Source organism: Kluyvera sp. Awk 3, assembly GCF_028069715.1.
Lineage (GTDB): Bacteria > Pseudomonadota > Gammaproteobacteria > Enterobacterales > Enterobacteriaceae > Kluyvera > Kluyvera georgiana_A.
Genome location: NZ_JANEWH010000024.1, coordinates 1 through 24,891 on the forward strand (window position 1 = coordinate 1; position 24,891 = coordinate 24,891).

Sequence of the window (24,891 nt, forward strand, 5' to 3'; positions counted from 1 at the left end):
CTGCAATGTATAGCAGTAAAGCTTAATTTTATTGTCATGGTGAAAAATGAGTGAACCGCAAAAGCTGGAAAGAATTGCGCTAGGAAATGAGGTGGTGTCGTTTCAGAGGCCAATGGGGTCAAGCGCTCATTATTATCACTGGCATCAGTGTGTTGAGTTTCTATATATCTCAAAGGGTTATGGGATTGTTGTCGTAGACAAGCAGCACTACACGGCCAGGCCCGGCCGGCTTTTTATCTTCCCACCATTTCGCCTGCATAAGGTGCAGGTTGAGGTGGCAGAGAACAACCCTTCTTATCGCACGGCGATGCATATTGAGCACAATGAAGTGAATAGTGCCTTGCGAATGTTCCCACGTCAGCAGGCGCAATTTGCTGCACTGTCTGGCACGCACGCGCCTGCGCAAATTCACGATCTCAGCGAACATGCAGATTATGTCGCTCATATCCTCGATCGCTTCGAAGCGCTGGAGCGTAAAGGCTATAACTCCGCCAGCGATGTCGCTTTTCTGGTGATGCAGTTACTGGATTTTCTCCCTGAACAACTGCAAGGCGAGGCCCATCAGCAGCAGACGATCGCTGCCCGCATCATGCATTGGGTGGAAGAACATTATCAGCAGAAATTTTCGCTGGATGAGCTGGCATCGGACATGGGATTTTCACGCAGCTACACCTCGCGAATTTTCCGCCAACAAACGGGAGGAGGGATTCAGGAGTATATTCTGACGCGCAGGATTAAAAAAAGCTGCGATTTGTTGCGCTATTCGTCACTGAACGTGACGGAAATTGCCCATACCGTAGGTTTTACGGATATGACCTATTTTATTACCTGTTTTAAAAAAATGTTGGGCCAGTCCCCTTTGCAATACCGTAAACAATATGCCGAAGAAAACCATTGAACGCGCGCCATAGCGCTAAGAAATGCCTGTAATCATGCTACAAGAGTTGCGGGCGATCACACTCCGCAAAGAAAACCAAATATCGTAAATCTTCAGGCAATTTCAACAATTGTTCCCCATCCGTCACTTCTGAATACTGCTACCTGGACCACAAGCTTAGCGGAATATTTTCGGCTATTTATCAGCGAATCAGGAGAATGGCTATGACCCCGATTTACAAAGATCCTCAACGTCCCATTAAGGAACGCGTCGCCGACTTATTGGCGCGAATGACGCCTGAAGAGAAATACGCCCAGATGCATGCCTGGTGGCTGGTGCTGTCGGAAGATGGCAACCATCGTGAGCGTACCGACATGAGCGATGAGTTTGCGGGCGTCAGTGAGCAAACTTCCCTGAGTGAACGTTTAAAGATGGGCGTCGGGCAGATCACCCGCCCGCTGGGTACCCATATTGTCGACGCCAAAACCGGCGTGCGCGCGGCTAACCGCCTGCAAAAAATGATGATGGAGGAAACGCGTCTGGGGATTCCCGCACTGTTCCATGAAGAATGTCTGGTGGGGCTCCTGTGCAAGGATGCAACGCTGTTTCCTTCGTCGCTAAATTATGGTTCCACCTGGGATCCTGAACTGGTGAAACGCGCGGCCCGGCAAATAGGGGAGGAGGCGCGCTCCACGGGCTGTAAGCAAGGGCTGGCGCCGGTACTGGACGTTTCACGCGATGTGCGCTGGGGGCGCACGGAAGAGACATTTGGCGAGGACCCGTGGCTAGTGGGCGTGATGGCCTGCGCCTATGTTGAAGGCCTGCAGGGCGAGAAACGCGACGTGCTGGCGACGCTGAAGCACTATGTCGGCCACTCTTTCAGCGAAGGGGCGCGTAACCACGCGCCGGTGCATCTCGGCTTTCGTGAACTGAATGATACCTTCCTGCTGCCGTTTGAGATGGCGGTGAAACGTGCGCACGCCGGTTCGGTGATGCCGGCCTATCACGACATTGACAACCAACCCGGCCACAGTGACAGCTTCCTGTTGACCACCATATTGCGTGAGCGCTGGGGCTTTGACGGCATTGTGGTGGCCGATTACGGTGGCGTCAGCCTGCTGCATCAGCACCACGGCGTGGCGCAGGATGCGGCGGAATCGGCGGCGCTGGCGTTTAACGCCGGACTGGACGTTGAGCTGCCGAAAGATGACTGTGCGCGTCACCTGGCAGAGGCGGTTGCGCGTGGGCTAATCACCCCGGAAAAAATCGACGAAATCGTCTCGCGTACCTTAACGGAAAAATTCCGTCTTGGTCTGTTTGAGCATCCTTACGTTGATGAAAACGCTATCTCGCTACAGTCCGACGCTACGCGACAGGTGGCCAGAGAGGTGGCTACCCGATCTATCACGTTGCTGGAGAATCGCAATGTGCTGCCAATCGCCGGAAATTCACGCGTTGCGGTCGTTGGCCCAACCGCGGACGACCCGCTGGCACTACTTAGCGGCTACAGTTTCCCGGTGCATTTGATTATCAGCGATATGGTCGACAACACCTCGCAGGTCACCACGCCGCTGGCGGCGCTGCGTGACTATCTTGGCGACAGCCATGTACGTTATGCCAAAGGCTGTCACATCATCGAGCAGAGAATGGCCGGTGCGCCGGTTTTCCCCGGCGACAGCTCCGGCAAACCGATGCAGTCCTCCCCGGTGTCACAGGAGCTCAGCCTGATTCCCGACGCGGTGCGTGCTGCGCAGGACAGCGATGTGGTGGTGGCCTGCGTCGGCGATCTGGCGGGGCTGTTCCAGAGCGGCACCGTTGGTGAAGGCTCGGATACCGACAGCCTGAGCCTGCCAGGCGTTCAGCAACAGCTGCTTCAGGCGCTGGTCGATACCGGCAAACCGGTGGTAGTGGTGATGACCGGCGGACGGCCATATAACCTGCAAGGCTTGGAGAAGAAAGTGGCGGCGCTACTGCTGGCCTGGGCACCGGGGCAGGAAGGCGGTTGGGCGATTGCTGATGTGCTTACTGGCCGCGCTGAACCGCAGGGGCGTCTTGTGGTGAGCGTACCGAAAAGCGCGGGCGCGATGCCGTTTTACTACAACCACAAGTTGAAGAGCGGCGGTACGCCGTTTGCGTTCCATTTTGGCGCGCTGTATCCATTTGGCTACGGAAAAGGCTGGGGGGATTTCCACTACGGTGAGCCGCAGTTAGCGCAGTCTGAAGTGTCTATCGACGGTGACATCACGCTACGTGTGACGGTGAAAAACCACGGTGAACGCAGCGGCAGTGAAGTCGTTCAGGTCTATGTCCGCGATAAGGTCGCCTCAATGGTTCGCCCACTTCAGGAACTGAAAGCGTTCCAGCGCGTTACGCTTGCGCCGGGTGAACAGGCGACGCTCATCTTCACGCTGCCGGTCGATATGCTCAACTTCACCAGCTACGAAGGCCAACGCATTGTTGAGCCCGGCGAGTTTGAACTGCAGGTGGGGAGTTCTTCGGCGGACATTCATGGCCGCGCGACGGCGAGGGTAACCGGTGAGACCCGCGTTCTGCCTTTCAACTGGCAAATGATGAGCCGCTGCGAAGTGGGACGTTAATCGCGAACCCGGGTGTGATGCATCCGGGGATTGCTGTGCAACAGGCAAAAAAAAGGCCCATCGTGGGAGATGGGCAAAGACTACACACAGCAATTCGTTGTTTCACTCAGGGGATATATAAATCAAGGGGTTGATCTATTGCCTTGGTCCTTATAGTAGGCATGGCCGATTTTTGCGTCGATCGGATTCGTCTCAATAGTTAAATAAATGTGAATGATTTCCGCGGTATGTCGCAGAGAGAGGGCGCTTCAGGGGCAAAAAAGAGGAAATAAATCAGCGGTACTTAAGTAAAAGGCGGGTTTCCCCGCCTTTTATCTATCTTATTGTTTCGGATAGTTATCTTTTTCCAGCTCGTTGAGCTCTTCCAGCACGTCGTCCGGGTCGGTCGATGGCGGTGGCACTTCGTGTAGCCAGGCATCAAACAGACGCCAGGAGACAGCGAGCAACACCGGGCCGATAAACAGGCCAATCATGCCGAAGGCGACCAGACCGCCGATAACGCCGGAGAGAATCAGAATCATCGGCAGGTCAGCGCCCATACGAATCAGCATCGGGCGAATCACGTTATCCATCGTGCCCACCACGCAGCTCCACACCAGCAGCACCGTGCCCCAGGTGGTGTCTCCGGTCCAGTACAGCCAAATAATGCTCGGGACTAAAACAATCAATGGCCCCAGTTGCACCAGGCAGGAGAAGATCATCACCACCGTCAGCAGCGTGGCGTAGGGTACGCCGGAAATACCAAGGCCAATCCCGCCCAGTACCGCCTGGACCAGCGCGGTGACTACCACGCCGAGCGCCACGGCGCGGATGGCCTGTCCCGCCAGCAGCACCGCCGCGTCGCCGCGCTTGGCGGCAAGGCGCGTAGCGAAGTAGCGCATCCCGAAGGCGACTTTCTCCCCCTGCCAGTACAGCAGGGCGCTAAACAGCAGCATCAGCGCGCTGTGCATCAGGAAACGGCCGACGTGCGCCGCCTGGCCGACAAACCAGGTGGTCGTAGTGCCGATGTAAGGGCGAACTTTCGCCATCAATGCGCTGCCCCCCATGTCCAGCAGACTATGCCAGCCGCTGTAGAGCTTCGCGCCAATAAACGGAATACTGTTTAACCAGGCCAGGTCCGGCGGTGTCAAATTGCCGCTGGTGATGGCATGCACCAACGGGGTACTGCCGTCAACGAGGCTGTTGACCAGCAGAGAGATGGGAATAACAAACAGTAAAAAGAGCAAAAGCGTCATCACCAGTACGGCGAGCGAACGGCGACCGAAAAGCAGGCGCTGGAACCAGAGCAGCACAGGCCAGGTGGCAATCACGATAGTCGCCGCCCAGGCGAAGCCCAGAATAAACGGCTGAACAATCCATAAACAGGCGATGATCATCAACGCTAAAAACAGCACCGATAGCAGTATTTGTGGAATATCACGAGGCCGAGGGATCGTGTTCATAAATGAGTTTTACCTTCTGTTGCTCGTCAGATCGCTGACGCAGCGTAAATCGTTCATTGATAATAATATCAATAAATTCCCGGCGCTGATTCTGCGACAAAAACTCCCGGGCGTATAAGAAAAAAATGTGATAAAACGATAACGGCACGACGCAAACGATTAATTATCTATCCACAGTGTACCGCCTGAGCGTAAACCGGCGGACCGCTGTGCGTACAACACAACATTCAGAAAGGGTCAAACGTAATGATCCCACAGATTTCTCAGGCACCTGGCGTAGTTCAGCTGGTGTTGAATTATTTGCAGGCACTGGAGCAACAAGGCTTTACCGGCGATACCGCCACCCGCTATGCCGACAGGCTAACGATGGCGACCGATAACAGTATCTACCAGCTTCTTCCCGATGCGGTAGTATTCCCGCGCTCCACAGCGGATGTCGCGCTGCTGGCTCGTCTGGCGGCAGAAGAACGCTTTCAATCCCTGGTTTTCACCCCGCGCGGTGGCGGCACTGGCACCAACGGCCAGGCGCTGAATCAGGGCATCATTATCGACATGTCCCGTTATATGAACCGCATCATTGAAATCAACCCTGAAGAGGGCTGGGTGCGCGTGGAAGCGGGCGTGATTAAGGATCAGCTTAACCAGTACCTGAAACCCTACGGTTATTTCTTCTCCCCGGAGCTGTCGACCAGCAACCGCGCGACGCTGGGCGGGATGATCAATACCGACGCCTCCGGACAGGGGTCGCTGGTGTACGGCAAAACCTCCGACCACGTGCTGGGCGTGCGCGCCGTGCTGCTGGGGGGCGATATTCTCGATACGCAGCCGGTGCCGGTCGCGCTGGCCGAGACGTTAGCCAAAGAGCAGTCGGCAGCGGGGCGTATTTACCGCACCGTCTTTGAACGCTGCCGCGACAACCGTCAGCTGATCCTCGACAAATTCCCGAAACTGAACCGCTTCCTCACCGGTTATGATCTGCGCCACGTTTTTAACGATGAGATGACCGAGTTTGACCTTACCCGTATTCTCACCGGTTCGGAAGGCACGCTGGCGTTCATTACCGAAGCGCGACTGGATATTACGCCGCTGCCGAAGGTTCGTCGGTTGGTCAATATTAAGTATGACTCCTTTGACTCCGCGCTGCGCAATGCGCCCTTTATGGTAGAAGCGCGCGCCCTGTCGGTTGAAACCGTCGATTCGAAGGTATTGAACCTGGCGCGGGAAGATATCGTCTGGCATTCGGTGAGTGAGCTGATTACCGACGTTCCCGATAAAGAGATGCTCGGGCTCAATATCGTTGAGTTCTCTGGCGACGATGAAGCCATGATTGAAGGCCAGGTCAGCGCGCTGTGTGCACGTCTGGATGAACTGATTGCACAGAATGAAGGTGGGCTGATTGGCTGGCAGCGTTGTAACGATCTGGACGGCATCGAGCGTATTTACGCTATGCGTAAAAAAGCGGTAGGCCTGCTGGGTAACGCCAAAGGGGCGGCTAAGCCGATCCCGTTTGCTGAAGACACCTGTGTGCCGCCGGAGCATCTTGCCGACTATATTGTGGAATTCCGTGCGCTACTCGATAGCCATGGCCTGAGCTACGGTATGTTTGGCCACGTCGACGCGGGCGTGCTGCACGTGCGTCCGGCGCTGGATATGTGCGACCCGCAGCAGGAAGTGCTGATGAAGCAGATTTCCGACGAAGTGGTGGCGCTGACGGCTAAATATGGCGGTCTGCTGTGGGGCGAGCACGGAAAAGGTTTCCGTGCGGAATACAGCCCGGCTTTCTTCGGCGAGCAGTTGTACGCTGAGCTGCGCAAAGTGAAGGCGGCCTTTGACCCTGAAAACCGCCTTAACCCTGGCAAAATTTGTCCGCCGGAAGGCGTGGATGCCCCGATGATGAAGGTGGACGCGGTGAAACGCGGCACCTACGACCGACAAATCCCGGTGACCGTGCGTTCATCCTGGCGCGGCGCGATGGAGTGTAACGGCAACGGTCTGTGCTTCAACTTCGATGCCAAAAGCCCGATGTGCCCGTCGATGAAAATCACCAATAACCGCATGCACTCGCCGAAAGGCCGCGCCACGCTGGTGCGCGAGTGGTTGCGTCTGCTGGCGGATCGTGGCGTTGACCCGTTGTTACTGGAAAGAGAGCTGCCGGAGAAACGCGCCAGCCTGCGTTCGTTGGTTGAGCGCACGCGCAACAGCTGGCACGCGCGTAAGGGCGAATATGACTTCTCTCATGAGGTGAAAGAGGCGATGTCAGGCTGTCTGGCCTGTAAAGCCTGCTCAACTCAGTGTCCGATTAAAATCGACGTGCCGGAGTTCCGTTCTCGTTTCCTTCAGCTCTATCACACCCGTTATCTGCGCCCGGTGCGCGATCATCTGGTGGCAACGGTCGAAAGCTATGCTCCGCTGATGGCCCGCGCGCCGAAGACTTTCAACTTCTTTATGAGCCAACCGCTGGTGCGCAAGCTGTCGGAAAAACACATCGGCATGGTCGATTTACCGCTGCTTTCCGCGCCATCGTTGCAAAAACAGATGGTTACCCATCGTTCAGCCAATATGACGCTCGAACAGCTGGAAACGTTGACGCCGGAACAAAAAGCGCAAACCGTGCTGGTGGTGCAGGATCCGTTCACCAGCTACTACGACGCGCAGGTGGTGGCCGATTTTGTTCGCCTGATTGATAAACTCGGCTATCAGCCGGTGCTGCTACCGTTCTCTCCGAACGGTAAGGCGCAGCATATTAAGGGCTTCGTCACTCGCTTTACCAAAACCGCGCAGAAAACGGCGGATTATCTGAACCGTGTTGCGGCGCTCGGGATGCCGATGGTGGGCGTCGACCCGGCGTTGGTGCTGTGTTATCGCGACGAGTACAAGCAGGTGCTGGGCGACCAGCGCGGCGACTTCAACGTTATGCTGGTGCACGAATGGCTGCCGCAGGCGGTGGAGCAACGCGAAAGCGTGTCGCCATCGGGTGAGTCCTGGTATCTGTTTGGTCACTGTACCGAAGTGACCGCGCTGCCGACGGCGCCGAAGCAGTGGGCGACAATCTTCGCCCGCTTTGGCGCGACGCTGGAAAACGTCAGCGTGGGCTGCTGTGGTATGGCGGGAACCTACGGCCACGAGGTGAAGAACCACGCTAATTCGCTGGGGATCTACGAATTGTCGTGGCAGCAGGCGATGCAGCGCCTTCCGCGCAATCGCTGCCTGGCAACAGGTTACTCGTGCCGCAGTCAGGTGAAGCGCGTTGAGGGTAACGGCGTGCGCCATCCATTACAGGCTTTACTGGAGATTATCGGATGATCTGGAGACGGCAAACCACGCTTGAGGCGCTTAACGCCATGGGTGAGGGGAATATGGTGGGGCTGCTGGATATTCAGTTTACGCACCTGGGGGACGATGCGCTGGAAGCGACGATGCCGGTGGATAGCCGCACGCATCAACCGTTTGGCCTGCTGCACGGCGGCGCATCTGTCGTGCTGGCCGAAACGCTGGGCTCTGTCGCCGGGTACCTGTGTACTGAAGGCGAGCAGCGGGTGGTCGGGCTGGAGGTTAACGCTAACCATATTCGTTCTGTCCGCAGCGGGCGAGTACGGGGAGTGTGTAAAGCACTGCATGCCGGGCGTCGCCATCAGGTCTGGCAAATTGAGATCTTTGACGAGCAGGGGCAGCTCTGCTGCTCCTCGCGGTTGACCACCGCCGTGGTGTAAGACGATGCACTCTCTTCTGAAAAAGAGAGTGCATATTCAACGTTAGTCAGCCTCAATCGGCGTTAAGTAATCCAGCCGTAGTGGTTCCGCCAACAGGCTCTCCATCTGCCCAATAAAAGCCTGAAAGTGCGGCAACGCAATATGTTCCTCCAGCGCCGCCTCATCTCGCCAGGATTCCCGCATGTAAAACGTCTCTGGTTCATCACGCAGTTGAAAGAGCGTATAGTCGAGATTGCCGGGCTCCTGGCGTGTGGGCAGCAGCAGTGCTTTCAGCGCGTCGCGCAAGGATTGTGTTTTACCCGGCCGCGCTTTCAGCACCGCAATAATGGAAATCATCTTAAAACCCCTCCAGCACAATTTTCCCGACCGCACGACCGGTTTCCAGCTGTGCGTGCGCTTTTTGCAGATTTTCGGCGGTGATCGCGCCGTAATGCTCGCCGAGCGTGGTTTTAATCACCTGGTTATCAATTAACGTCGCCACTTCAGACAGCAATTGATGCTGGGCAATCATGTCGCGGGTTTCAAACATGGAACGAGTAAACATAAACTCCCAATGCAGCGAAATGCTTTTCAGCTTCAACGGCACCACATCAAGGCTTTGCGGATCGTCAATCAGCGCCAGTTTGCCCTGCGGGGCCAGCGCGGCGATCAGCGACAGATAATGCGCCTCAGTATTGTTCAGGCTGGCAACGTGGGTCACTTCTTTGACGCCAATACGCGCCAGCTCTTCGCTTAGCGGTTTGCTGTGATCAATCACGTGATGCGCACCGGCTTCGCGAACCCACTGCTGGCTTGCCGGACGTGAGGCCGTACCGATGACGGTCATTTTGGTCAGCTTGCTGGCTAGCTGGGTCAGAATGGAACCCACACCGCCTGCCGCGCCGACGATCAGCAGCGTATCGCCTTCGTTACCCTCACGTGTTACGCCCAGTCGGTCGAACAGCAGCTCCCATGCGGTGATGGCGGTCAGCGGTAGCGCGGCGGCAGACGCGTTATCCAGCGAGCGTGGTTTTAACGCGACAATACGTTCATCAACTAACTGGAATTCGCTGTTGCTGCCGGGGCGGCCTAACGCGCCGGCGTACCAGACTTCATCGCCAGGGGCGAAAAGGGTAACTTCATTACCCACGGCTTTTACCACGCCAACGGCGTCCCAGCCCAGCACTCGCGGCGTGTCGGCAGAGAAACCGGCACGCACTTTGGTGTCGACGGGGTTGACGGAAATCGCCTTGATTTCAACCAACAAATCATGCCCCTGAGCCTGCGGGACGGGGAGGGTAATTTCGTTGATAAACGCAATGTTGCTGCCGTTGGTGGCTGCGCGGGTAATGGCAAATGCTTTCATGATGTCTCCGGGTATGGACTGGCAATACCCGGATAGTAGAAACAACGGCTGATAAGAAAAACCCGGCTGTGGCGATAACACTTATACGTTAACTGCGAAAATCCCGCGTTTAACGGTGCTCATAAAAAATTTCTTCCTCTTCCATTCGTTCCTCAATCTGCCGGGTAACGCGCAGCAGGGCGGCCAGATGTTTTTCCGCCGCCTGTTCAATCGTCATCGCTTTGGCGATATACACCAGGTTCAGGCAGCCAATCACGCGCTCCTGGCTACGGACCGGTACGGCGATAGAGGCGATTTTCTGCTCCAGTTGCCAGCCCTGGAAGTTTGAACCGTAGCCGTTTTTGCGCGTCTTCTCGAGAATCGCGTGCAGTTTTTCCGGCTCACGGGCCAACTGGTATTCCTCTTCCGGTCTCGCTGCCAGCATCTCAATAATGGGCTGACGCTCGTGCTCCGGCGAAAAGGCCAGCCAGGTCAAGCCGGAAGCGGTCAGCAGCAACGGCAGACGGCGACCCACCATCGAACGGTGGAAGGAAAGGCGGCTAAAACGGTGGGTTGTTTCACGTACCACCATGGCGTCGACGTCCAACGTGGTTAAATCGGTCGGCCAAATGACCTCGCGCAATAATTCTCCAAGTAACGGCGTCGCAAGTGCAGAAATCCAATGTTCGTCACGAAATCCCTCACTTAACTGCCGCACTTTCATCGTCAAACGGAAACTATCATCTGACAAACTGCGTCGCACATACCCCTCTTCCTGGAGGGTCTCCAGCAGCCTTCTGACGGTGGTACGGTGCAGGCCGCTAAACTCCGCCAACGTCGCGGTTGACGCGCCTCCGTCGAATTTATTTAACAAATTCAGCAACAATAAACCCCGCGTTAAACCCCGCACGGTTTTGTAATCGGTCGCAGCGTTATTCTTCATATTTCCTGACATTTTTATATCTAAAACAACGTTGTGCACCTGGTGCGCATCCTGGTCTGTTTTGATTGTAGCCTAAATTCCCGGACATATACTGCGCTCATTATAAAAATATTTTTACATCAAGTTAACAAGCGCGCTTGTGTTGTAACACAACAAACGCGCCTGGTCCGAGTCGTGAGGTATTGAAAATGACAACATCCAATCCGGATATCCAACCCGCCGTTCAACATCAGGTTCAGGTGGCTATTGCTGGCGCCGGCCCGGTGGGGCTGATGATGGCCAATTACCTGGGGCAGATGGGCGTTGAGGTGCTGGTGGTCGAGAAGCTGGATAAATTGATCGACTATCCGCGAGCCATCGGTATTGATGACGAAGCGCTGCGCACCATGCAGTCCGTCGGGCTGGTGGATAAAGTGCTGCCGCACACCACACCGTGGCACGCTATGCGCTTTCTGACACCGAAAGGCCGCTGCTTTGCTGACATTCAGCCGATGACCGACGAGTTTGGCTGGTCGCGCCGCAATGCCTTTATTCAACCCCAGGTGGATGAGGTGATGTACCAGGGGCTGCGCCGTTTTCCAAACGTCCGCTGTCTGTTCTCTCGCGAGCTGGAAGCGTTTAGTCAAAACGGTGACACTGTCACGATCAACCTGAAAGGGCCGGATGGCGAACGTGAAACCGTGCAGGCGAACTGGCTGGTGGCGTGCGACGGCGGCGCGAGTTTTATCCGCCGCACGTTAAACGTGCCGTTTGAAGGGAAAACCGCACCAAACCAGTGGATCGTTATCGACATCGCTAATGACCCGCTGGCGACGCCGCATATCTATCTGTGCTGCGACCCGGTTCGCCCCTATGTTTCGGCGGCGCTGCCGCACGGCGTACGTCGCTTTGAATTTATGGTGATGCCGGGTGAAACCGAAGCGCAGCTGAGCGAACCGGCAAACATGCGCCGCTTACTCAGTCAGGTGCTTCCGGACCCGGATAACGTAGAGCTGATCCGCCAGCGCGTCTACACCCACAACGCGCGCATCGCCGAACGCTTCCGTGTTGATCGCGTCCTGCTGGCCGGTGACGCAGCCCACATCATGCCGGTGTGGCAGGGGCAGGGTTACAACAGCGGCATGCGCGATGCCTTTAACCTGGCGTGGAAACTGGCGATGGTGGTGAACGGCAAAGCGGGTGATTCGCTGCTCGATAGCTATCAACAAGAGCGTCGTGACCACGCTAAAGCGATGATCGATCTCTCCGTTACCGCCGGTAACGTCCTGGCTCCGGCGAAACGCTGGCATGGCACCGTGCGCGACGGTATCTCCTGGCTGCTGAACTACATTCCGCCGGTGAAACGTTACTTCCTCGAAATGCGCTTTAAGCCAATGCCACAGTACCGTGAAGGCGCGCTGTTGCTGGAAGGTGATGCGAAAGCGTCTCCGGTCGGCAAGATGTTTATCCAACCGAAAGTGACCCGCGAAAACGGCGATGTCGTGCTGCTGGATGATGTGATTGGCGCGAAGTTCGCGGTGATCGCCTGGGGCTGCAACCCATTGTGGGGGATGAGCGAGAGTCAGATTGCGCAATGGCGTGCGCTGGGAACCTGTTTTATCCAGGTGGTGCCGGACGTCCAGATTCGTACTCCGCAGGACAATTTTGACGGCGTGATTCGCCTTGGCGATACCCAGAACCGCCTGAAAACCTGGTTTGCCGCGCAGAACGCTTCGCTGGTGGTGGTGCGCCCGGACCGATTCGTCGCCGCGCTGGCTATCCCGCAAACCCTCAATAAAACCCTGGACCAGCTCGCTCACGTGATGGCGCTGACGAGCGTGGAATCGGCTCTTAATGAAGAAAAGGTGGCCTGAGATGAATACCTATCTCCACTGTCTCTCCCACACGCCGCTGGTGGGCTATGTCGACCCGGCACAGGACGTGCTGGATGAAGTGGACGGCGTGATTGCCGCCGCCAGCGCGCGTATTGCGGCGTTTGATCCCGAACTGGTGGTGTTGTTCGCCCCGGATCACTACAACGGCTTTTTCTATGACGTGATGCCCCCGTTCTGTTTAGGCGTAGGTGCCACCTCGATTGGCGATTTTTCCACCGCCGCGGGCGTGCTGTCGGTCCCGACGGAGCTGGCGGAAGCCTGTGCCCATTCGGTGATGAAAAGCGGCATCGATCTCGCCGTCTCCTACTGCATGCAGGTCGATCACGGGTTTGCTCAGCCGCTGGAGCTGCTGCTCGGCGGGCTGGACAAGGTGCCGGTGCTGCCGGTGTTTATCAACGGTGTCGCCACGCCGCTGCCGGGCTTCCAGCGCACGCGCATGCTTGGTGAAGCGATGGGCCGTTTTCTCTCAACGCTCAATAAAAGGGTGCTGATTTTAGGCTCCGGCGGCCTCTCGCATCAGCCGCCGGTCCCTGAACTGGCAAAAGTCGACGCCCATATGCGCGACCGCCTGCTGGGCAGCGGCAAGCAGCTGCCGCCGGATGAACGCGAACTGCGTCAGCGTCGGGTCATTGAAGCCGCCGAGCGCTTTGTGGAAGACCAGAAAACCCTGCATCCGCTGAACCCGATTTGGGACAACCAGTTTATGACGCTGCTGGAGCAGGGCCGCCTGGCGGAACTGGATGCCATCAGCAACGAAGAACTCTCCGCGATCGCCGGCAAATCGACCCATGAAGTGAAAACCTGGGCCGCCGCGTTCGCCACGCTTTCCGCGATGGGCAGCTACCGCACGGAAGGCCGTTACTATCGCCCGATCCCTGAATGGATCGCCGGATTTGGCTCGTTAAGCGCCACCACAACGAATTGATTAAGCAGGAGAATATGATGAGCTATCAACCTCAAACCGAAGCCGCAACCAGCCGTTTTCTCAACGTTGAAGAAGCCGGACAGACGCTGCGCATTCACTATAACGACTGCGGTCAGGGCGATGAAACGGTCGTGATGCTACACGGTTCAGGCCCGGGTGCTACGGGCTGGGCCAACTTTAGCCGCAACATCGACCCGTTAGTCGAAGCGGGCTATCGCGTGATCCTGCTGGACTGCCCTGGCTGGGGCAAAAGCGATTCGATCGTCAATACCGGCTCTCGCTCTGACCTGAATGCGCGCATTCTGAAAAGCGTGGTCGATCAGTTAGATATCCAGAAAGTTCACCTGCTGGGGAACTCAATGGGCGGTCACAGCGCTGTGGCGTTCACCCTGACCTGGCCTGAGCGTGTAGGCAAACTGGTACTGATGGGCGGCGGCACCGGCGGGATGAGCCTGTTCACCCCGATGCCGACGGAAGGTATCAAGCTGCTTAATGGCCTGTACCGCGAGCCGACCATCGAAAACCTCAAGAAAATGATGAGTATTTTCGTCTATGACACCAGCGACCTGACGGAGGCGCTGTTTGAAGCGCGCCTGAACAATATGCTGTCGCGCCGCGATCACCTGGAAAACTTTATCAAGAGCCTGGAAGCCAACCCGAAACAGTTCCCGGATTTCGGCCCGCGTCTGGGGGAAATTAAGGCCCAGACCCTGGTGGTATGGGGACGTAACGATCGTTTCGTGCCGATGGACGCGGGCCTGCGCCTGCTTTCCGGCATCAACGGTTCCGAACTGCACGTTTACCGCGACTGCGGGCACTGGGCGCAGTGGGAACATGCGGAAGCCTTCAACCAGCTGGTGCTGAACTTCCTCGCGCGTCAATAAGGAGCCGCTATGTCTACAAATTCTCTGGCCTCGCTGGCCGCCGCATTGCGTGAAGCCGAGCAGACGGGTGTGGTTGTTGAGCCGCTGCGTGAGGTGATTGGTATTGATAACGCGGAAGCAGCGTATGCCATTCAGCGTCTTAACGTTGAGCACGCAGTGGCGCAAGGGCGTCGTATCGTCGGGCGTAAGGTGGGGTTGACCCATCCGAAAGTGCAGCAGCAGTTGGGCGTTGACCAGCCGGACTTCGGCACGCTGTTTGCCGATATGTGTTACGGCGATAACGAAACCATTCCCTTTGGTCGCGTTCTACAGCCAAAAATTGAAGCGGAAATCGCGCTGGTGTTAAAGCGCGATCTGCCGCATGCCGACACCACGTTTGATGAGTTGTACAACGCTATCGAATGGGTGGTTCCGGCCCTGGAAGTGGTGGGCAGCCGCGTGCGCGACTGGTCAATCAAATTCGTGGATACCGTGGCGGATAACGCTTCCTGCGGCGTGTATGTGGTTGGCGGCCCGGCGCAGCGTCCGGCAGCGCTGGATCTCAAAAACTGCGCGATGACCATGACGCGTAATAACGAAGAGGTTTCCAGCGGTCGCGGTAGTGAATGCCTGGGCCATCCGCTCAACGCCGCCGTTTGGCTGGCGCGCAAAATGGCCAGCCTGGGCGAGCCGCTACGTGCGGGTGACATCGTGCTCACCGGCGCGCTGGGGCCGATGGTGGCGATAAAGCCGGGCGATCGTTTCGAGGCGGTAATCGAGGGCATTGGCTCGGTATCCGCGACGTTTTCAGAGCAAGAAGGAAGTCAGTCATGAGCAAATGTAAAGTCGCCATCATCGGTTCCGGCAATATCGGCACCGACCTGATGATCAAAATCCTGCGCCACGGCAAGCATCTGGAAATGTCGGTGATGGTTGGGATCGACCCGAACTCCGATGGTCTGGCCCGCGCCGCGCGAATGGGCGTCGCCACGACCCACGAAGGGGTGAGCGGCTTAATGGCGATGGATGAGTTTGCCGACATCGACATCGTCTTCGACGCCACCAGCGCCGGCGCGCATGTCAAAAACGACGCCGCGCTGCGCAAGGCGAAACCGGGGATTCGCCTGATTGACCTGACGCCAGCGGCCATCGGCCCTTACTGCGTGCCGGTGGTCAACCTCGACAAAAATCTGTCGCAGGGCAACGTCAACATGGTGACCTGCGGCGGACAGGCGACCATCCCGATGGTGGCCGCCGTTTCACGCGTGGCGAAGGTGCACTACGCGGAAATTATCGCTTCGATCTCCAGTAAGTCGGCCGGGCCGGGAACGCGCGCCAACATCGATGAATTCACCGAAACGACCTCGCAGGCGATTGAGGTGGTCGGCGGCGCGGCGAAAGGCAAAGCCATCATCATTCTCAACCCGGCCGAGCCGCCAGTGATGATGCGCGACACCGTATATGTGCTGAGCGAAGCGGCGTCACAGGCGGAAATTGAAGCGTCTATTGAAGAGATGGCGGCGGCGGTGCAGGCCTATGTGCCGGGCTATCGACTGAAACAAAAAGTCCAGTTTGAAGTGATTCCTCAGGATAAACCGGTCAATATTCCGGGCGTGGGGCAGTTCTCCGGGCTGAAAACCGCTGTCTATCTGGAAGTCGAAGGGGCGGCGCACTATCTGCCGGCCTACGCCGGTAACCTCGACATTATGACCTCTGCGGCAATGTCGACCGCAGAAAAAATGGCCGAAACGCTGGTGAAAGTGGCAGGAGAAGTCGCATGAACGGTAAAAAACTCTATATCTCGGATGTGACCTTACGCGACGGCATGCACGCGATTCGTCATCAGTATTCGCTCGATAATGTGCGTCAGATTGCTAAAGCGCTGGACGACGCGCGCGTTGACTCGATTGAAGTGGCCCACGGCGATGGTCTGCAAGGCTCAAGCTTTAACTATGGCTTCGGCGCGCACAGCGACATCGAGTGGATTGCCGCCGCCGCCGAAGTGGTGCAGCACGCCAAAATCGCCACGCTGCTGATTCCGGGTATTGGTACGTTGCACGATCTGAAAAATGCGTACCAGGCCGGGGCGCGTGTCGTGCGTGTGGCGACGCACTGTACGGAAGCGGACGTTTCCGCGCAGCACATTGCTTACGCCCGTGAGCTGGGCATGGACACCGTGGGTTTCCTGATGATGAGCCATATGACAACGCCGGAAAATCTGGCAAAACAGGCGAAGCTGATGGAAAGCTACGGCGCGACCTGCATCTACGTGGTGGATTCCGGCGGCGCGATGAACATGAACGACATCCGCGATCGCTTCCGCGCGCTGAAAGAGGTGTTGAAGCCGGAAACCCAGACCGGTATGCACGCGCATCACAACCTGAGCCTCGGCGTCGCTAACTCGCTGGTGGCGGTAGAAGAGGGCTGCGACCGCATCGACGCCAGCCTGGCGGGGATGGGCGCGGGGGCCGGTAACGCACCGCTGGAGGTATTTATCGCCGCGGCCGATAAGCAGGGCTGGGAGCACGGTACCGACCTGTATGCATTGATGGCCGCGGCGGACGATCTGGTGCGTCCATTGCAGGACCGTCCGGTGCGCGTCGATCGCGAGACGTTAGCGCTGGGTTATGCCGGTGTTTACTCCAGCTTCCTGCGTCACAGCGAAGTGGCTGCCGCACGTTACGGCCTGAGCGCGGTAGATATTCTGGTCGAACTGGGTAAACGCCGGATGGTGGGCGGTCAGGAAGATATGATCGTCGACGTGGCGCTGGATCTGAAAGCGAAAGCGCAAGCCTGATAACGATCCGGTCGGCAATGTATCGACCGGACACATGGCAAAGAAAAAACGCGGCTGGCAATGTACCAGCCGTCTTTACACCTGCACTCTACAGAAGGTAGCACTATGTCGAATATTACCCATGTCTCCTCACCGCCGAACACCGCTCGCCTGATGCAAACCGTCGGGCTTTGCTTTTTGGTGGCCCTGATGGAAGGGCTGGATTTACAGGCTGCCGGAATTGCGGCAGTCGGCATCGCACAGGCGTTTTCACTCGATAAAATGCAGATGGGCTGGATCTTCAGCGCCGGGATCCTCGGCCTCCTGCCGGGCGCATTGTTCGGCGGCATGCTCGCCGACAGGCATGGGCGCAAGAAGGTGCTGTTGGGGTCCGTTGTGCTGTTTGGTCTGTTTTCCATCGTCACCGCGCTGGCGTGGGATTTTCACTCGCTGGTCTTTGCCCGCTTTATGACCGGGGCCGGTTTAGGCGCCGCGCTACCTAACCTTATTGCGCTCACTTCGGAAGCCGCAGGCCCGCGTTTTCGCGGCACGGCGGTGAGCCTGATGTACTGCGGCGTGCCGATTGGCGCGGCATTAGCGGCGGCGATGGGCTTTAGCGGCCTGACGCAGGCGTGGCAAACAATCTTCTGGGTCGGCGGCGTGGTGCCGCTGTTACTGGTTCCGCTGCTGATGATCCGTCTGCCGGAGTCACAGGCGTTCAGCAGCCAGCAGCAGGAGGCGCCCGCACCGCTGCGGGCAATTTTCGCTTCCGGAACCGCTTCTTCGACGCTGCTGTTGTGGTTGTGCTACTTCTTCACGCTGCTGGTGGTTTACATGCTGATCAACTGGCTGCCGATGCTGCTGGTCGATCAGGGTTTTAGCCGTTCTCAGGCGGCCGGAGTCATGTTCGCCCTGCAAATCGGCGCGGCGCTCGGTACGCTGATGCTGGGGGCGTTGATGGATAAACTCAGCCCCATCAAAATGTCGCTGCTGATCTACTGCGGCATGCTGGCATCGCTGATTTCTCTTGGTGCGGCCAGCTCGTTCGGCATGATGCTGGCCGCAGGCTTCGTGGCCGGGATGTTCGCCACCGGCGGGCAGAGCGTGCTTTATGCGCTGGCGCCGCTGTTCTACCGCACCGAAATCCGCGCCACCGGCGTTGGCACCGCGGTGGCAGTAGGGCGCTTAGGGGCGATGAGCGGCCCGCTGCTGGCGGGAAAAATGCTGGCGCTGGGCACCGGGACCGTCGGCGTGATGGCAGCTTCGGCGCCTGGAATTGTGCTGGCGGGCGTAGCGGTGTTCTGGCTGATGAATCGTCACCAGCGTAGTGTGGCAGGACAATAAGCTTTTTTTGTCGTTATGGCATAAAAAGCACAGTTACTAACGGGAAAGCGTTTCTATACTGTCTGTCACTTTCATGATGCTACAGGCAGGACGTTATGACTCAGTACGGTACGTTTTCCCTTGGTTCTCAATTTGTTAATCGCCTCGGCTACGGGGCGATGCAGCTTGCTGGTCCCGGCGTTTTTGGCCCACCGAAAGACCGTCATGCGGCCATTTCCGTGCTGCGCGAAGCCCTCGAACTGGGGGTTAATCATATCGACACAAGCGATTTCTACGGCCCACACGTCACTAACCAGATCATTCGCGAAGCGCTGCATCCCTATGCTGACGACCTGACGATTGTCACCAAAATCGGCGCCCGCCGCGGCGATGACGCCTCCTGGCTACCGGCATTTTCCCCGGAAGAGCTCAAGCAGGCGGTCCATGACAACCTGCGTAATCTCGGCCTGGACGTGTTGGATGTGGTCAATATGCGCGTGATGATTGGCGATGGTCATGGGCCGGGCGAAGGCTCGATTGAAGCCAGCGTCAGCGTGCTGGCTGAGCTCCAGCAGCAGGGGCTGGTGAAGCATATCGGGCTGAGCAACGTGACGCCGACGCAGGTGGCGGAAGCGCGCAAGATTGCGCCGATTGTCTGCGTCCAGAACGAATACAACATTGCCCATCGCGGCGATGACGCGCTGATTGATGCGCTGGCGCGTGACGGTATCGCCTATGTGCCGTTCTTCCCTTTGGGCGGGTTTTCTCCGCTGCAATCCTCCACGTTGAATGAGGTTGCCCATTCGCTTGGCGCGACGCCTATGCAGGTTGCACTGGCCTGGCTGTTGCACCGTTCGCCGAATATTTTGCTGATCCCCGGTACCTCGTCGGTGGCGCACTTGCGGGAAAATATGGCGGCTGCGGAATTGACCTTGTCCGCTGAGACGCTGGCAACCCTTGACGGTATTGCCGCGAAAGGCTGACGGGAGGCGTGATGACTAACAAACTTTCCGCCCAGTGTCACTGTGGCGCAGTGGCGTTTACCGTTGAATTGAGCGATGGCTTCAACACTGTGCGTCGCTGTAACTGCTCGTACTGCCGGATGCGTGGGGCGGTTGCCGTTTCTGCGCCGCTGGCGGGAATCGAAATCCTACGAGGGAAGGATAAACTCACCGAGTATCGTTTTAATACCGGTGAGGCGGCGCACTTTTTCTGCTCGGTGTGCGGCATTTATACCTTCCATCAGCGGCGTTCGAATCCGCAGCAGTATGGCGTAAATGTGGCCTGTATTGAGGGTGTATCACCGTTTGATTTCGCCTGTGTGGAGGTTCATGACGGCGTTCACCACCCGAAAGATGGCGGCGGCGGTATTGCAGGCTACCTGCGTTACGAGAAAAAGTAACCGTAGCACGCTGTCGGGAAGGCAAAAAAAAGCCCTGCGCTTGCGCAGGGCTTTTGACTGTCAGACGGCGATTACGCCACGAGGCTGTCGATCGCCGCTTTGGCTTCAGCAGTCGCTTTGGTCGCCATTTCCGGGCCGTAAGCGATGCCTTCAGCGAAGACGACGTTCACGTCGGTGATGCCGATGAAGCCCAGGAACACGTTCAGGTACGGGGTGATCAGGTCGGTCGGGGTATCTTTATGGATGCCGCCGCGGCTGGTGAGAATGATCGCGCGTTTACCGGTCACCAGGCCTTCCGGGCCTTTTTCGGTGTAGCGGAAGGTGACGCCAGCGCGGGCAATCAGGTCGAAATAGTTTTTCAGCTGAGTCGGGATGTTAAAGTTGTACATCGGCGCGGCGATAACAATCACATCGTGGGCTTTCAGCTCGGCAATCAGTTCGTCAGAAAGATTCAGCGCTTCCTGCTGGCGCGGAGTCAGCGGGGAATCGCTCGGACGCAGCGCGCCGACCAGTTCACCATCCAGTACCGGAATCGGGTTGGCGGCCAGGTCACGTACGGTGATTTCATCTGCGGAGTGCTTTTCACGCCACTGTTCAACAAAATAGTCGGACAGCTGACCAGATTGAGAGTAGCCTGCCAGGATGCTGGATTTCAGAACTAATACTTTGCTCATTACGTGATTCCTTATATTTGATTGACGGGCTGTGCCCTGTTGCTTAGTGACACTCTATTCACAATCCTGCCACAGGGATAGCGCAATATATCGAATTCTATATTCAGTTTTTTTGAACAAAGCTCAGAATGCCCGAATGTGGTATGATAGAGCGATACTTGATAAGCGTTTTTCCAGGCACTGTACTGCCCAATAAGACTATGACAGAACAACAAAAAATAACCTTCGCTATGCTTAGTCAGCGCCTTGATGCGCTAACCTTGCGGGATAAACAGCGGTTTGCCCGTCGACTGCACGGCGTTAAGAAAGTTAAAAATCCTGATGCTCAACAGGCCATTTACCAGGAGATGGCGCAGGAAATTGAACAGGCTGCCGGTAAGGTTGTGCTGCGTGAAGCGTCACGCCCGGTCATTGACTACCCGGAAAATCTGCCTGTCAGCCAGAAAAAACAGGACATCCTCAACGCGGTCCGCGATAACCAGGTGGTGATTGTTGCCGGTGAGACAGGTTCGGGTAAAACCACTCAGCTACCGAAAATCTGTATGGAGCTTGGGCGCGGCATTAAAGGCCTGATTGGCCATACTCAGCCGCGTCGTCTGGCGGCGCGAACCGTCGCCAACCGTATTGCTGAAGAGCTGAAAACCGAACCCGGTGGCTGCATTGGTTATAAGGTGCGATTCAGCGATCACGTCAGCGATAACACGATGGTCAAACTGATGACCGACGGTATTCTGCTGGCTGAAATTCAGCAGGACCGCCTGCTGATGCAGTACGACACCATCATCATCGATGAAGCGCACGAACGCAGTCTGAACATCGATTTCCTGCTCGGTTATCTGAAAGAACTGCTGCCGCGTCGCCCTGACCTGAAAGTGATCATCACCTCGGCAACCATCGACCCGGAACGCTTCTCCCGGCACTTTAACAACGCGCCAATTATTGAAGTTTCTGGCCGCACTTATCCGGTCGAAGTGCGTTATCGCCCGATCGTGGAAGAGGCGGACGATACTGAACGTGATCAGCTCCAGGCGATTTTTGACGCTGTGGATGAACTGGGGCAGGAGAGCCCGGGTGATATTCTGATCTTTATGAGCGGTGAGCGTGAAATCCGCGATACCGCCGATGCGCTGAGCAAACGCGATCTGCGCCATACCGAAATTTTGCCGCTGTACGCGCGGTTGTCGAACAGCGAACAGAACCGCGTCTTCCAGCCGCATAGCGGGCGACGTATCGTGCTGGCCACCAACGTGGCGGAAACCTCGCTGACCGTACCGGGTATTAAATACGTGATAGACCCCGGTACTGCGCGTATCAGTCGTTATAGCTACCGTACGAAGGTACAACGGCTGCCGATTGAGCCAGTGTCGCAGGCTTCCGCTAACCAACGTAAAGGCCGCTGCGGGCGTGTCTCTGAAGGGATCTGTATTCGTCTCTATTCAGAAGACGACTTCTTGTCTCGCCCTGAGTTTACCGACCCGGAAATTCTGCGTACCAACCTGGCGTCCGTTATTTTGCAAATGACCGCGTTGGGCCTGGGCGATATCGCGGCGTTTCCGTTTGTCGAAGCGCCGGATAAACGCAATATTCAGGACGGCGTGCGTCTGCTGGAAGAGCTGAGCGCCATCACCACCGACGAACAGCAAACCGCTTATAAGCTGACGCCATTAGGCCGCCAGTTGAGTCAGTTGCCGGTCGACCCGCGTCTGGCGCGGATGGTGCTGGAGGCGCAGAAACACGGCTGCGTACGTGAGGCGATGATCATCACCTCGGCGCTATCCATTCAGGATCCGCGCGAGCGCCCGATGGACAAACAGCAGGCTTCCGATGAAAAACATCGCCGCTTCCACGATAAAGAGTCTGATTTCCTGGCGTTCGTTAATCTGTGGAACTACCTCGGCGAGCAGCAGAAAGCGCTGTCGTCTAACCAGTTCCGCCGCCAGTGTAAGCTCGATTTCCTCAACTATCTGCGCGTGCGTGAGTGGCAGGATATCTACACCCAGCTGCGGCAGGTGGTGAAAGAGCTGGGCATTCCGGTCAATAGCGAGCCGGCGGCATACCGTGAAATTCACGTCGCGCTGTTAACCGGCCTGTTGTCGCACATTGGTATGAAAGACGCGGATAAACAGGAGTTTACCGGCGCGCGTAACGCGCGTTTCTCCATCTTCCCAGGCTCAGGGTTATTTAAGAAGCCGCCAAAATGGACGATGGTTGCCGAGCTGGTGGAAACCAGTCGTCTGTGGGGGCGTATCGCTGCGCGCATCGACCCGGAATGGGTTGAGCCAGTCGCCCAGCATTTGATCAAGCGCTCCTATAGTGAACCGCACTGGGAGCGGGCGCAGGGCGCGGTGATGGCCACTGAAAAGGTCACCGTCTATGGCCTGCCGATCGTTGCCGCGCGTAAGGTCAACTACAGCCAGATTGACCCGGCGCTGTGCCGCGAGCTGTTTATTCGTCACGCGCTGGTGGAAGGCGACTGGCAAACCCGTCACGCTTTCTTCCGCGATAACCTGAAGCTGCGTAGCGAAATTGAAGAGCTGGAACATAAGTCACGTCGTCGCGACATTCTGGTCGATGATGAAACGATGTTTGAATTTTACGACCAGCGTATCAGCCATGAGGTGATTTCCGCGCGCCACTTTGACAAGTGGTGGAAACAGGCCAGCCGCAAAACGCCGGATCTGCTCAACTTTGAGAAGAGCATGCTGATCAAAGAAGGGGCGGAGCAGGTCAGCAAGCTGGACTACCCGAACTTCTGGCATCAGGGCAATCTCAAGCTGCGTCTGAGCTACCAGTTTGAACCCGGGGCAGATGCCGACGGTGTGACGGTGCATATTCCGCTGCCGTTATTAAACCAGGTGGAAGAGGCCGGGTTTGAGTGGCAAATCCCAGGGCTGCGCCGCGAGCTGATTATCGCGCTGATTAAATCGCTACCGAAGCCGGTGCGCCGCAACTTCGTGCCTGCACCCAACTATGCCGAAGCGTTTTTAGGCCGCGTCACGCCGCTGGAGTTACCGCTGCTCGATTCGCTCGAGCGTGAGCTGAGACGGATGACAGGTGTGACGGTTGACCGCGAGGCCTGGCAGTGGGATCAGGTGCCCGATCACCTGAAAATCACGTTCCGCGTGGTGGACGATAAAAACAAAAAACTTCAGGAAGGCCGCTCTTTGCAAGAGCTGAAGGACGGACTGAAGGGCAAAGTGCAGGAGACCCTCTCGGCGGTGGCTGACGATGGTATCGAGCAGAATGGACTGCATATCTGGAGTTTTGGCGACCTGCCGGACCGCTACGAACAAAAGCGCGGCAACTATAAGGTGAAAGCCTGGCCTGCGTTGGTGGACGAACGCGACAGTGTCGCCATCAAGCTGTTTGATAACGAGTTGGAGCAGCAGCAGGCGATGTGGCGTGGTCTGCGCCGTTTACTGCTGCTGAACATCCCGTCGCCGATCAAGTATCTGCACGAGAAGTTGCCGAACAAAGCCAAGCTGGGGCTGTATTTTAATCCTTACGGCAAAGTGCTGGATCTGATTGATGACTGCATCTCCTGCGGTGTCGATAAGCTGATCGACGAGGCCGGCGGCCCGGTGTGGACCGAAGCGGGCTTTAACGCGCTGCATGAGAAAGTGCGCGCCGACCTTAACGAGACGGTGGTCGAGATTGCTAAACAGGTTGAGCAAATCCTCACGGCGGTATTTAACGTCAACAAACGTCTGAAAGGCCGCGTGGACATGACCATGGCGCTGGGGCTGTCGGATATTAAGGCGCAGATGAACGGTCTGGTTTATCGCGGTTTCGTCACCGGCAACGGGTTCCGTCGCCTGGGCGATACGCTGCGTTACCTGCAGGCAATTGAAAAACGGCTGGAGAAAATGGCCGTCGACCCGCATCGCGACCGTGCGCAGATGCTGAAGGTAGAGAGCGTTCAACAGTCATGGCAACAGTGGCTGAACAAGCTGCCGCCGTCACGGCGTGAGGATGACGATGTGAAGGAGATCCGCTGGATGATTGAAGAGTTGCGCGTCAGCTTCTTCGCGCAGCAGTTAGGGACGCCGTATCCGATTTCGGATAAGCGTATTTTGCAGGCGATGGAGCAGATTACGGCGTAAGTTGACGAAAAAGGCCGCAAGGTTTACCCCTGCGGCCTGGTTCGGGCGCATGTTGCCA

19 protein-coding genes and 1 other RNA gene are annotated in these 24,891 nt (G+C 57.0%); 14 read left to right on the top strand and 6 right to left on the bottom strand.

The window, feature by feature from the left end:
- The first annotated feature begins 46 nt into the window (after positions 1-46).
- Both NNN71_RS07420 and NNN71_RS07425 read left to right on the top strand, forming a co-directional pair.
- The gene (locus tag NNN71_RS07420; protein ID WP_163446498.1) at positions 47-898 is read left to right on the top strand and encodes a helix-turn-helix domain-containing protein; all 852 of its coding nucleotides are present in this window, start codon (positions 47-49) and stop codon (positions 896-898) included.
- Between the two features lie 203 nt (positions 899-1,101).
- Positions 1,102-3,474: a glycoside hydrolase family 3 N-terminal domain-containing protein gene (locus tag NNN71_RS07425; protein ID WP_271458205.1), complete on the top strand. Its 2,373-nt coding sequence runs from the start codon at positions 1,102-1,104 to the stop codon at positions 3,472-3,474.
- 45 nt (positions 3,475-3,519) lie between these two features.
- Here NNN71_RS07425 and rprA read toward each other — a convergent pair.
- An RNA gene (rprA, locus tag NNN71_RS07430) (antisense sRNA RprA) lies at positions 3,520-3,619 on the bottom strand.
- Positions 3,620-3,794: 175 nt separating this feature from the next.
- Positions 3,795-4,916 carry an AI-2E family transporter YdiK gene (gene ydiK / locus NNN71_RS07435; protein ID WP_271458206.1) on the bottom strand — a complete coding sequence of 374 codons (1,122 nt, stop codon included), beginning with the start codon at positions 4,914-4,916 and terminating at the stop codon, positions 3,795-3,797.
- A gap of 246 nt (positions 4,917-5,162) precedes the next feature.
- On the opposite strand from ydiK, the gene ydiJ reads away from it, so the two are divergent.
- A complete protein-coding gene (gene ydiJ / locus NNN71_RS07440) occupies positions 5,163-8,219 on the top strand; it encodes a D-2-hydroxyglutarate dehydrogenase YdiJ (RefSeq protein ID WP_271458207.1) in 3,057 nt (1,018 codons plus the stop codon).
- A complete protein-coding gene (menI, locus tag NNN71_RS07445) occupies positions 8,216-8,626 on the top strand; it encodes a 1,4-dihydroxy-2-naphthoyl-CoA hydrolase (protein ID WP_163446494.1) in 411 nt (136 codons plus the stop codon). The genes ydiJ and menI overlap by 4 nt, the downstream gene beginning before the upstream one ends.
- A 42-nt stretch (positions 8,627-8,668) precedes the next feature.
- Here menI and NNN71_RS07450 read toward each other — a convergent pair whose 3' ends face one another.
- The 3 genes from NNN71_RS07450 to NNN71_RS07460 all read right to left on the bottom strand — a co-directional run bounded on the left by NNN71_RS07450 (position 8,669) and on the right by NNN71_RS07460 (position 10,893).
- A complete protein-coding gene (locus NNN71_RS07450) occupies positions 8,669-8,962 on the bottom strand; it encodes a putative quinol monooxygenase (protein WP_271458208.1) in 294 nt (97 codons plus the stop codon).
- Position 8,963: 1 nt separating this feature from the next.
- A complete protein-coding gene (locus tag NNN71_RS07455) occupies positions 8,964-9,971 on the bottom strand; it encodes a zinc-binding alcohol dehydrogenase family protein (RefSeq protein ID WP_271458209.1) in 1,008 nt (335 codons plus the stop codon).
- A gap of 109 nt (positions 9,972-10,080) precedes the next feature.
- On the bottom strand, positions 10,081-10,893 hold the full coding sequence (locus NNN71_RS07460) for a DNA-binding transcriptional regulator (RefSeq protein WP_271458210.1): 813 nt from the start codon (positions 10,891-10,893) through the stop codon (positions 10,081-10,083).
- A 188-nt stretch (positions 10,894-11,081) separates the two neighbouring features.
- On the opposite strand from NNN71_RS07460, the gene NNN71_RS07465 reads away from it, so the two are divergent.
- From NNN71_RS07465 to NNN71_RS07505, 9 genes are all read left to right on the top strand, one after another.
- Complete coding sequence (locus NNN71_RS07465; RefSeq protein ID WP_249023208.1) at positions 11,082-12,746, top strand: bifunctional 3-(3-hydroxy-phenyl)propionate/3-hydroxycinnamic acid hydroxylase; 1,665 nt, start codon at positions 11,082-11,084, stop codon at positions 12,744-12,746.
- Between the two features lies 1 nt (position 12,747).
- A complete protein-coding gene (gene mhpB, locus NNN71_RS07470) occupies positions 12,748-13,692 on the top strand; it encodes a 2,3-dihydroxyphenylpropionate/2,3-dihydroxicinnamic acid 1,2-dioxygenase (protein WP_271458211.1) in 945 nt (314 codons plus the stop codon).
- 17 nt (positions 13,693-13,709) lie between these two features.
- Positions 13,710-14,576 carry a 2-hydroxy-6-oxonona-2,4-dienedioate hydrolase gene (mhpC, locus tag NNN71_RS07475; RefSeq protein WP_163446488.1) on the top strand — a complete coding sequence of 289 codons (867 nt, stop codon included), beginning with the start codon at positions 13,710-13,712 and terminating at the stop codon, positions 14,574-14,576.
- A 9-nt stretch (positions 14,577-14,585) separates the two neighbouring features.
- Positions 14,586-15,389 carry a 2-keto-4-pentenoate hydratase gene (gene mhpD / locus NNN71_RS07480; protein WP_271458212.1) on the top strand — a complete coding sequence of 268 codons (804 nt, stop codon included), beginning with the start codon at positions 14,586-14,588 and terminating at the stop codon, positions 15,387-15,389.
- Positions 15,386-16,336, top strand: coding sequence for an acetaldehyde dehydrogenase (gene mhpF / locus NNN71_RS07485; RefSeq protein WP_223802699.1), 951 nt, complete (start codon positions 15,386-15,388; stop codon positions 16,334-16,336). The genes mhpD and mhpF overlap by 4 nt, the downstream gene beginning before the upstream one ends.
- On the top strand, positions 16,333-17,352 hold the full coding sequence (gene mhpE, locus NNN71_RS07490; RefSeq protein WP_271458213.1) for a 4-hydroxy-2-oxovalerate aldolase: 1,020 nt from the start codon (positions 16,333-16,335) through the stop codon (positions 17,350-17,352). Before mhpF ends, mhpE begins: the two co-directional genes overlap by 4 nt.
- A gap of 105 nt (positions 17,353-17,457) precedes the next feature.
- Entirely contained in the window at positions 17,458-18,675 is a 1,218-nt protein-coding gene (gene mhpT / locus NNN71_RS07495) for a 3-(3-hydroxy-phenyl)propionate transporter MhpT (protein WP_271458214.1), read from the top strand.
- Between the two features lie 95 nt (positions 18,676-18,770).
- Positions 18,771-19,637 (top strand): aldo/keto reductase family oxidoreductase, encoded by an 867-nt coding sequence (locus tag NNN71_RS07500; RefSeq protein WP_163446483.1) that lies wholly within the window; start codon positions 18,771-18,773, stop codon positions 19,635-19,637.
- Between the two features lie 8 nt (positions 19,638-19,645).
- Positions 19,646-20,056, top strand: coding sequence for a GFA family protein (locus NNN71_RS07505; protein WP_249023212.1), 411 nt, complete (start codon positions 19,646-19,648; stop codon positions 20,054-20,056).
- A gap of 71 nt (positions 20,057-20,127) precedes the next feature.
- Here the strand turns inward: NNN71_RS07505 and azoR are convergent, their stop codons facing one another.
- Complete coding sequence (gene azoR, locus NNN71_RS07510) at positions 20,128-20,730, bottom strand: FMN-dependent NADH-azoreductase (protein WP_064545170.1); 603 nt, start codon at positions 20,728-20,730, stop codon at positions 20,128-20,130.
- A gap of 200 nt (positions 20,731-20,930) precedes the next feature.
- Between azoR and hrpA the strand changes: the two genes are divergently transcribed.
- Positions 20,931-24,833 (top strand): ATP-dependent RNA helicase HrpA, encoded by a 3,903-nt coding sequence (gene hrpA, locus NNN71_RS07515; protein WP_271458215.1) that lies wholly within the window; start codon positions 20,931-20,933, stop codon positions 24,831-24,833.
- Positions 24,834-24,891: the final 58 nt, after the last annotated feature.

Coding starts and splice junctions, on each gene's coding strand:
- mhpC (WP_163446488.1), top strand. CDS start 13,710: ATGAGCTATCAACCTCAAACCGAAGCCGCAACCAGCCGTTTTCTCAAC.
- NNN71_RS07465 (WP_249023208.1), top strand. CDS start 11,082: ATGACAACATCCAATCCGGATATCCAACCCGCCGTTCAACATCAGGTT.
- mhpF (WP_223802699.1), top strand. CDS start 15,386: ATGAGCAAATGTAAAGTCGCCATCATCGGTTCCGGCAATATCGGCACC.
- ydiJ (WP_271458207.1), top strand. CDS start 5,163: ATGATCCCACAGATTTCTCAGGCACCTGGCGTAGTTCAGCTGGTGTTG.
- azoR (WP_064545170.1), bottom strand. CDS start 20,730: ATGAGCAAAGTATTAGTTCTGAAATCCAGCATCCTGGCAGGCTACTCT.
- NNN71_RS07460 (WP_271458210.1), bottom strand. CDS start 10,893: ATGAAGAATAACGCTGCGACCGATTACAAAACCGTGCGGGGTTTAACG.
- NNN71_RS07500 (WP_163446483.1), top strand. CDS start 18,771: ATGACTCAGTACGGTACGTTTTCCCTTGGTTCTCAATTTGTTAATCGC.
- mhpD (WP_271458212.1), top strand. CDS start 14,586: ATGTCTACAAATTCTCTGGCCTCGCTGGCCGCCGCATTGCGTGAAGCC.
- hrpA (WP_271458215.1), top strand. CDS start 20,931: ATGACAGAACAACAAAAAATAACCTTCGCTATGCTTAGTCAGCGCCTT.
- mhpT (WP_271458214.1), top strand. CDS start 17,458: ATGTCGAATATTACCCATGTCTCCTCACCGCCGAACACCGCTCGCCTG.
- NNN71_RS07420 (WP_163446498.1), top strand. CDS start 47: ATGAGTGAACCGCAAAAGCTGGAAAGAATTGCGCTAGGAAATGAGGTG.
- menI (WP_163446494.1), top strand. CDS start 8,216: ATGATCTGGAGACGGCAAACCACGCTTGAGGCGCTTAACGCCATGGGT.
- NNN71_RS07455 (WP_271458209.1), bottom strand. CDS start 9,971: ATGAAAGCATTTGCCATTACCCGCGCAGCCACCAACGGCAGCAACATT.
- NNN71_RS07425 (WP_271458205.1), top strand. CDS start 1,102: ATGACCCCGATTTACAAAGATCCTCAACGTCCCATTAAGGAACGCGTC.
- NNN71_RS07450 (WP_271458208.1), bottom strand. CDS start 8,962: ATGATTTCCATTATTGCGGTGCTGAAAGCGCGGCCGGGTAAAACACAA.
- ydiK (WP_271458206.1), bottom strand. CDS start 4,916: ATGAACACGATCCCTCGGCCTCGTGATATTCCACAAATACTGCTATCG.
- mhpB (WP_271458211.1), top strand. CDS start 12,748: ATGAATACCTATCTCCACTGTCTCTCCCACACGCCGCTGGTGGGCTAT.
- mhpE (WP_271458213.1), top strand. CDS start 16,333: ATGAACGGTAAAAAACTCTATATCTCGGATGTGACCTTACGCGACGGC.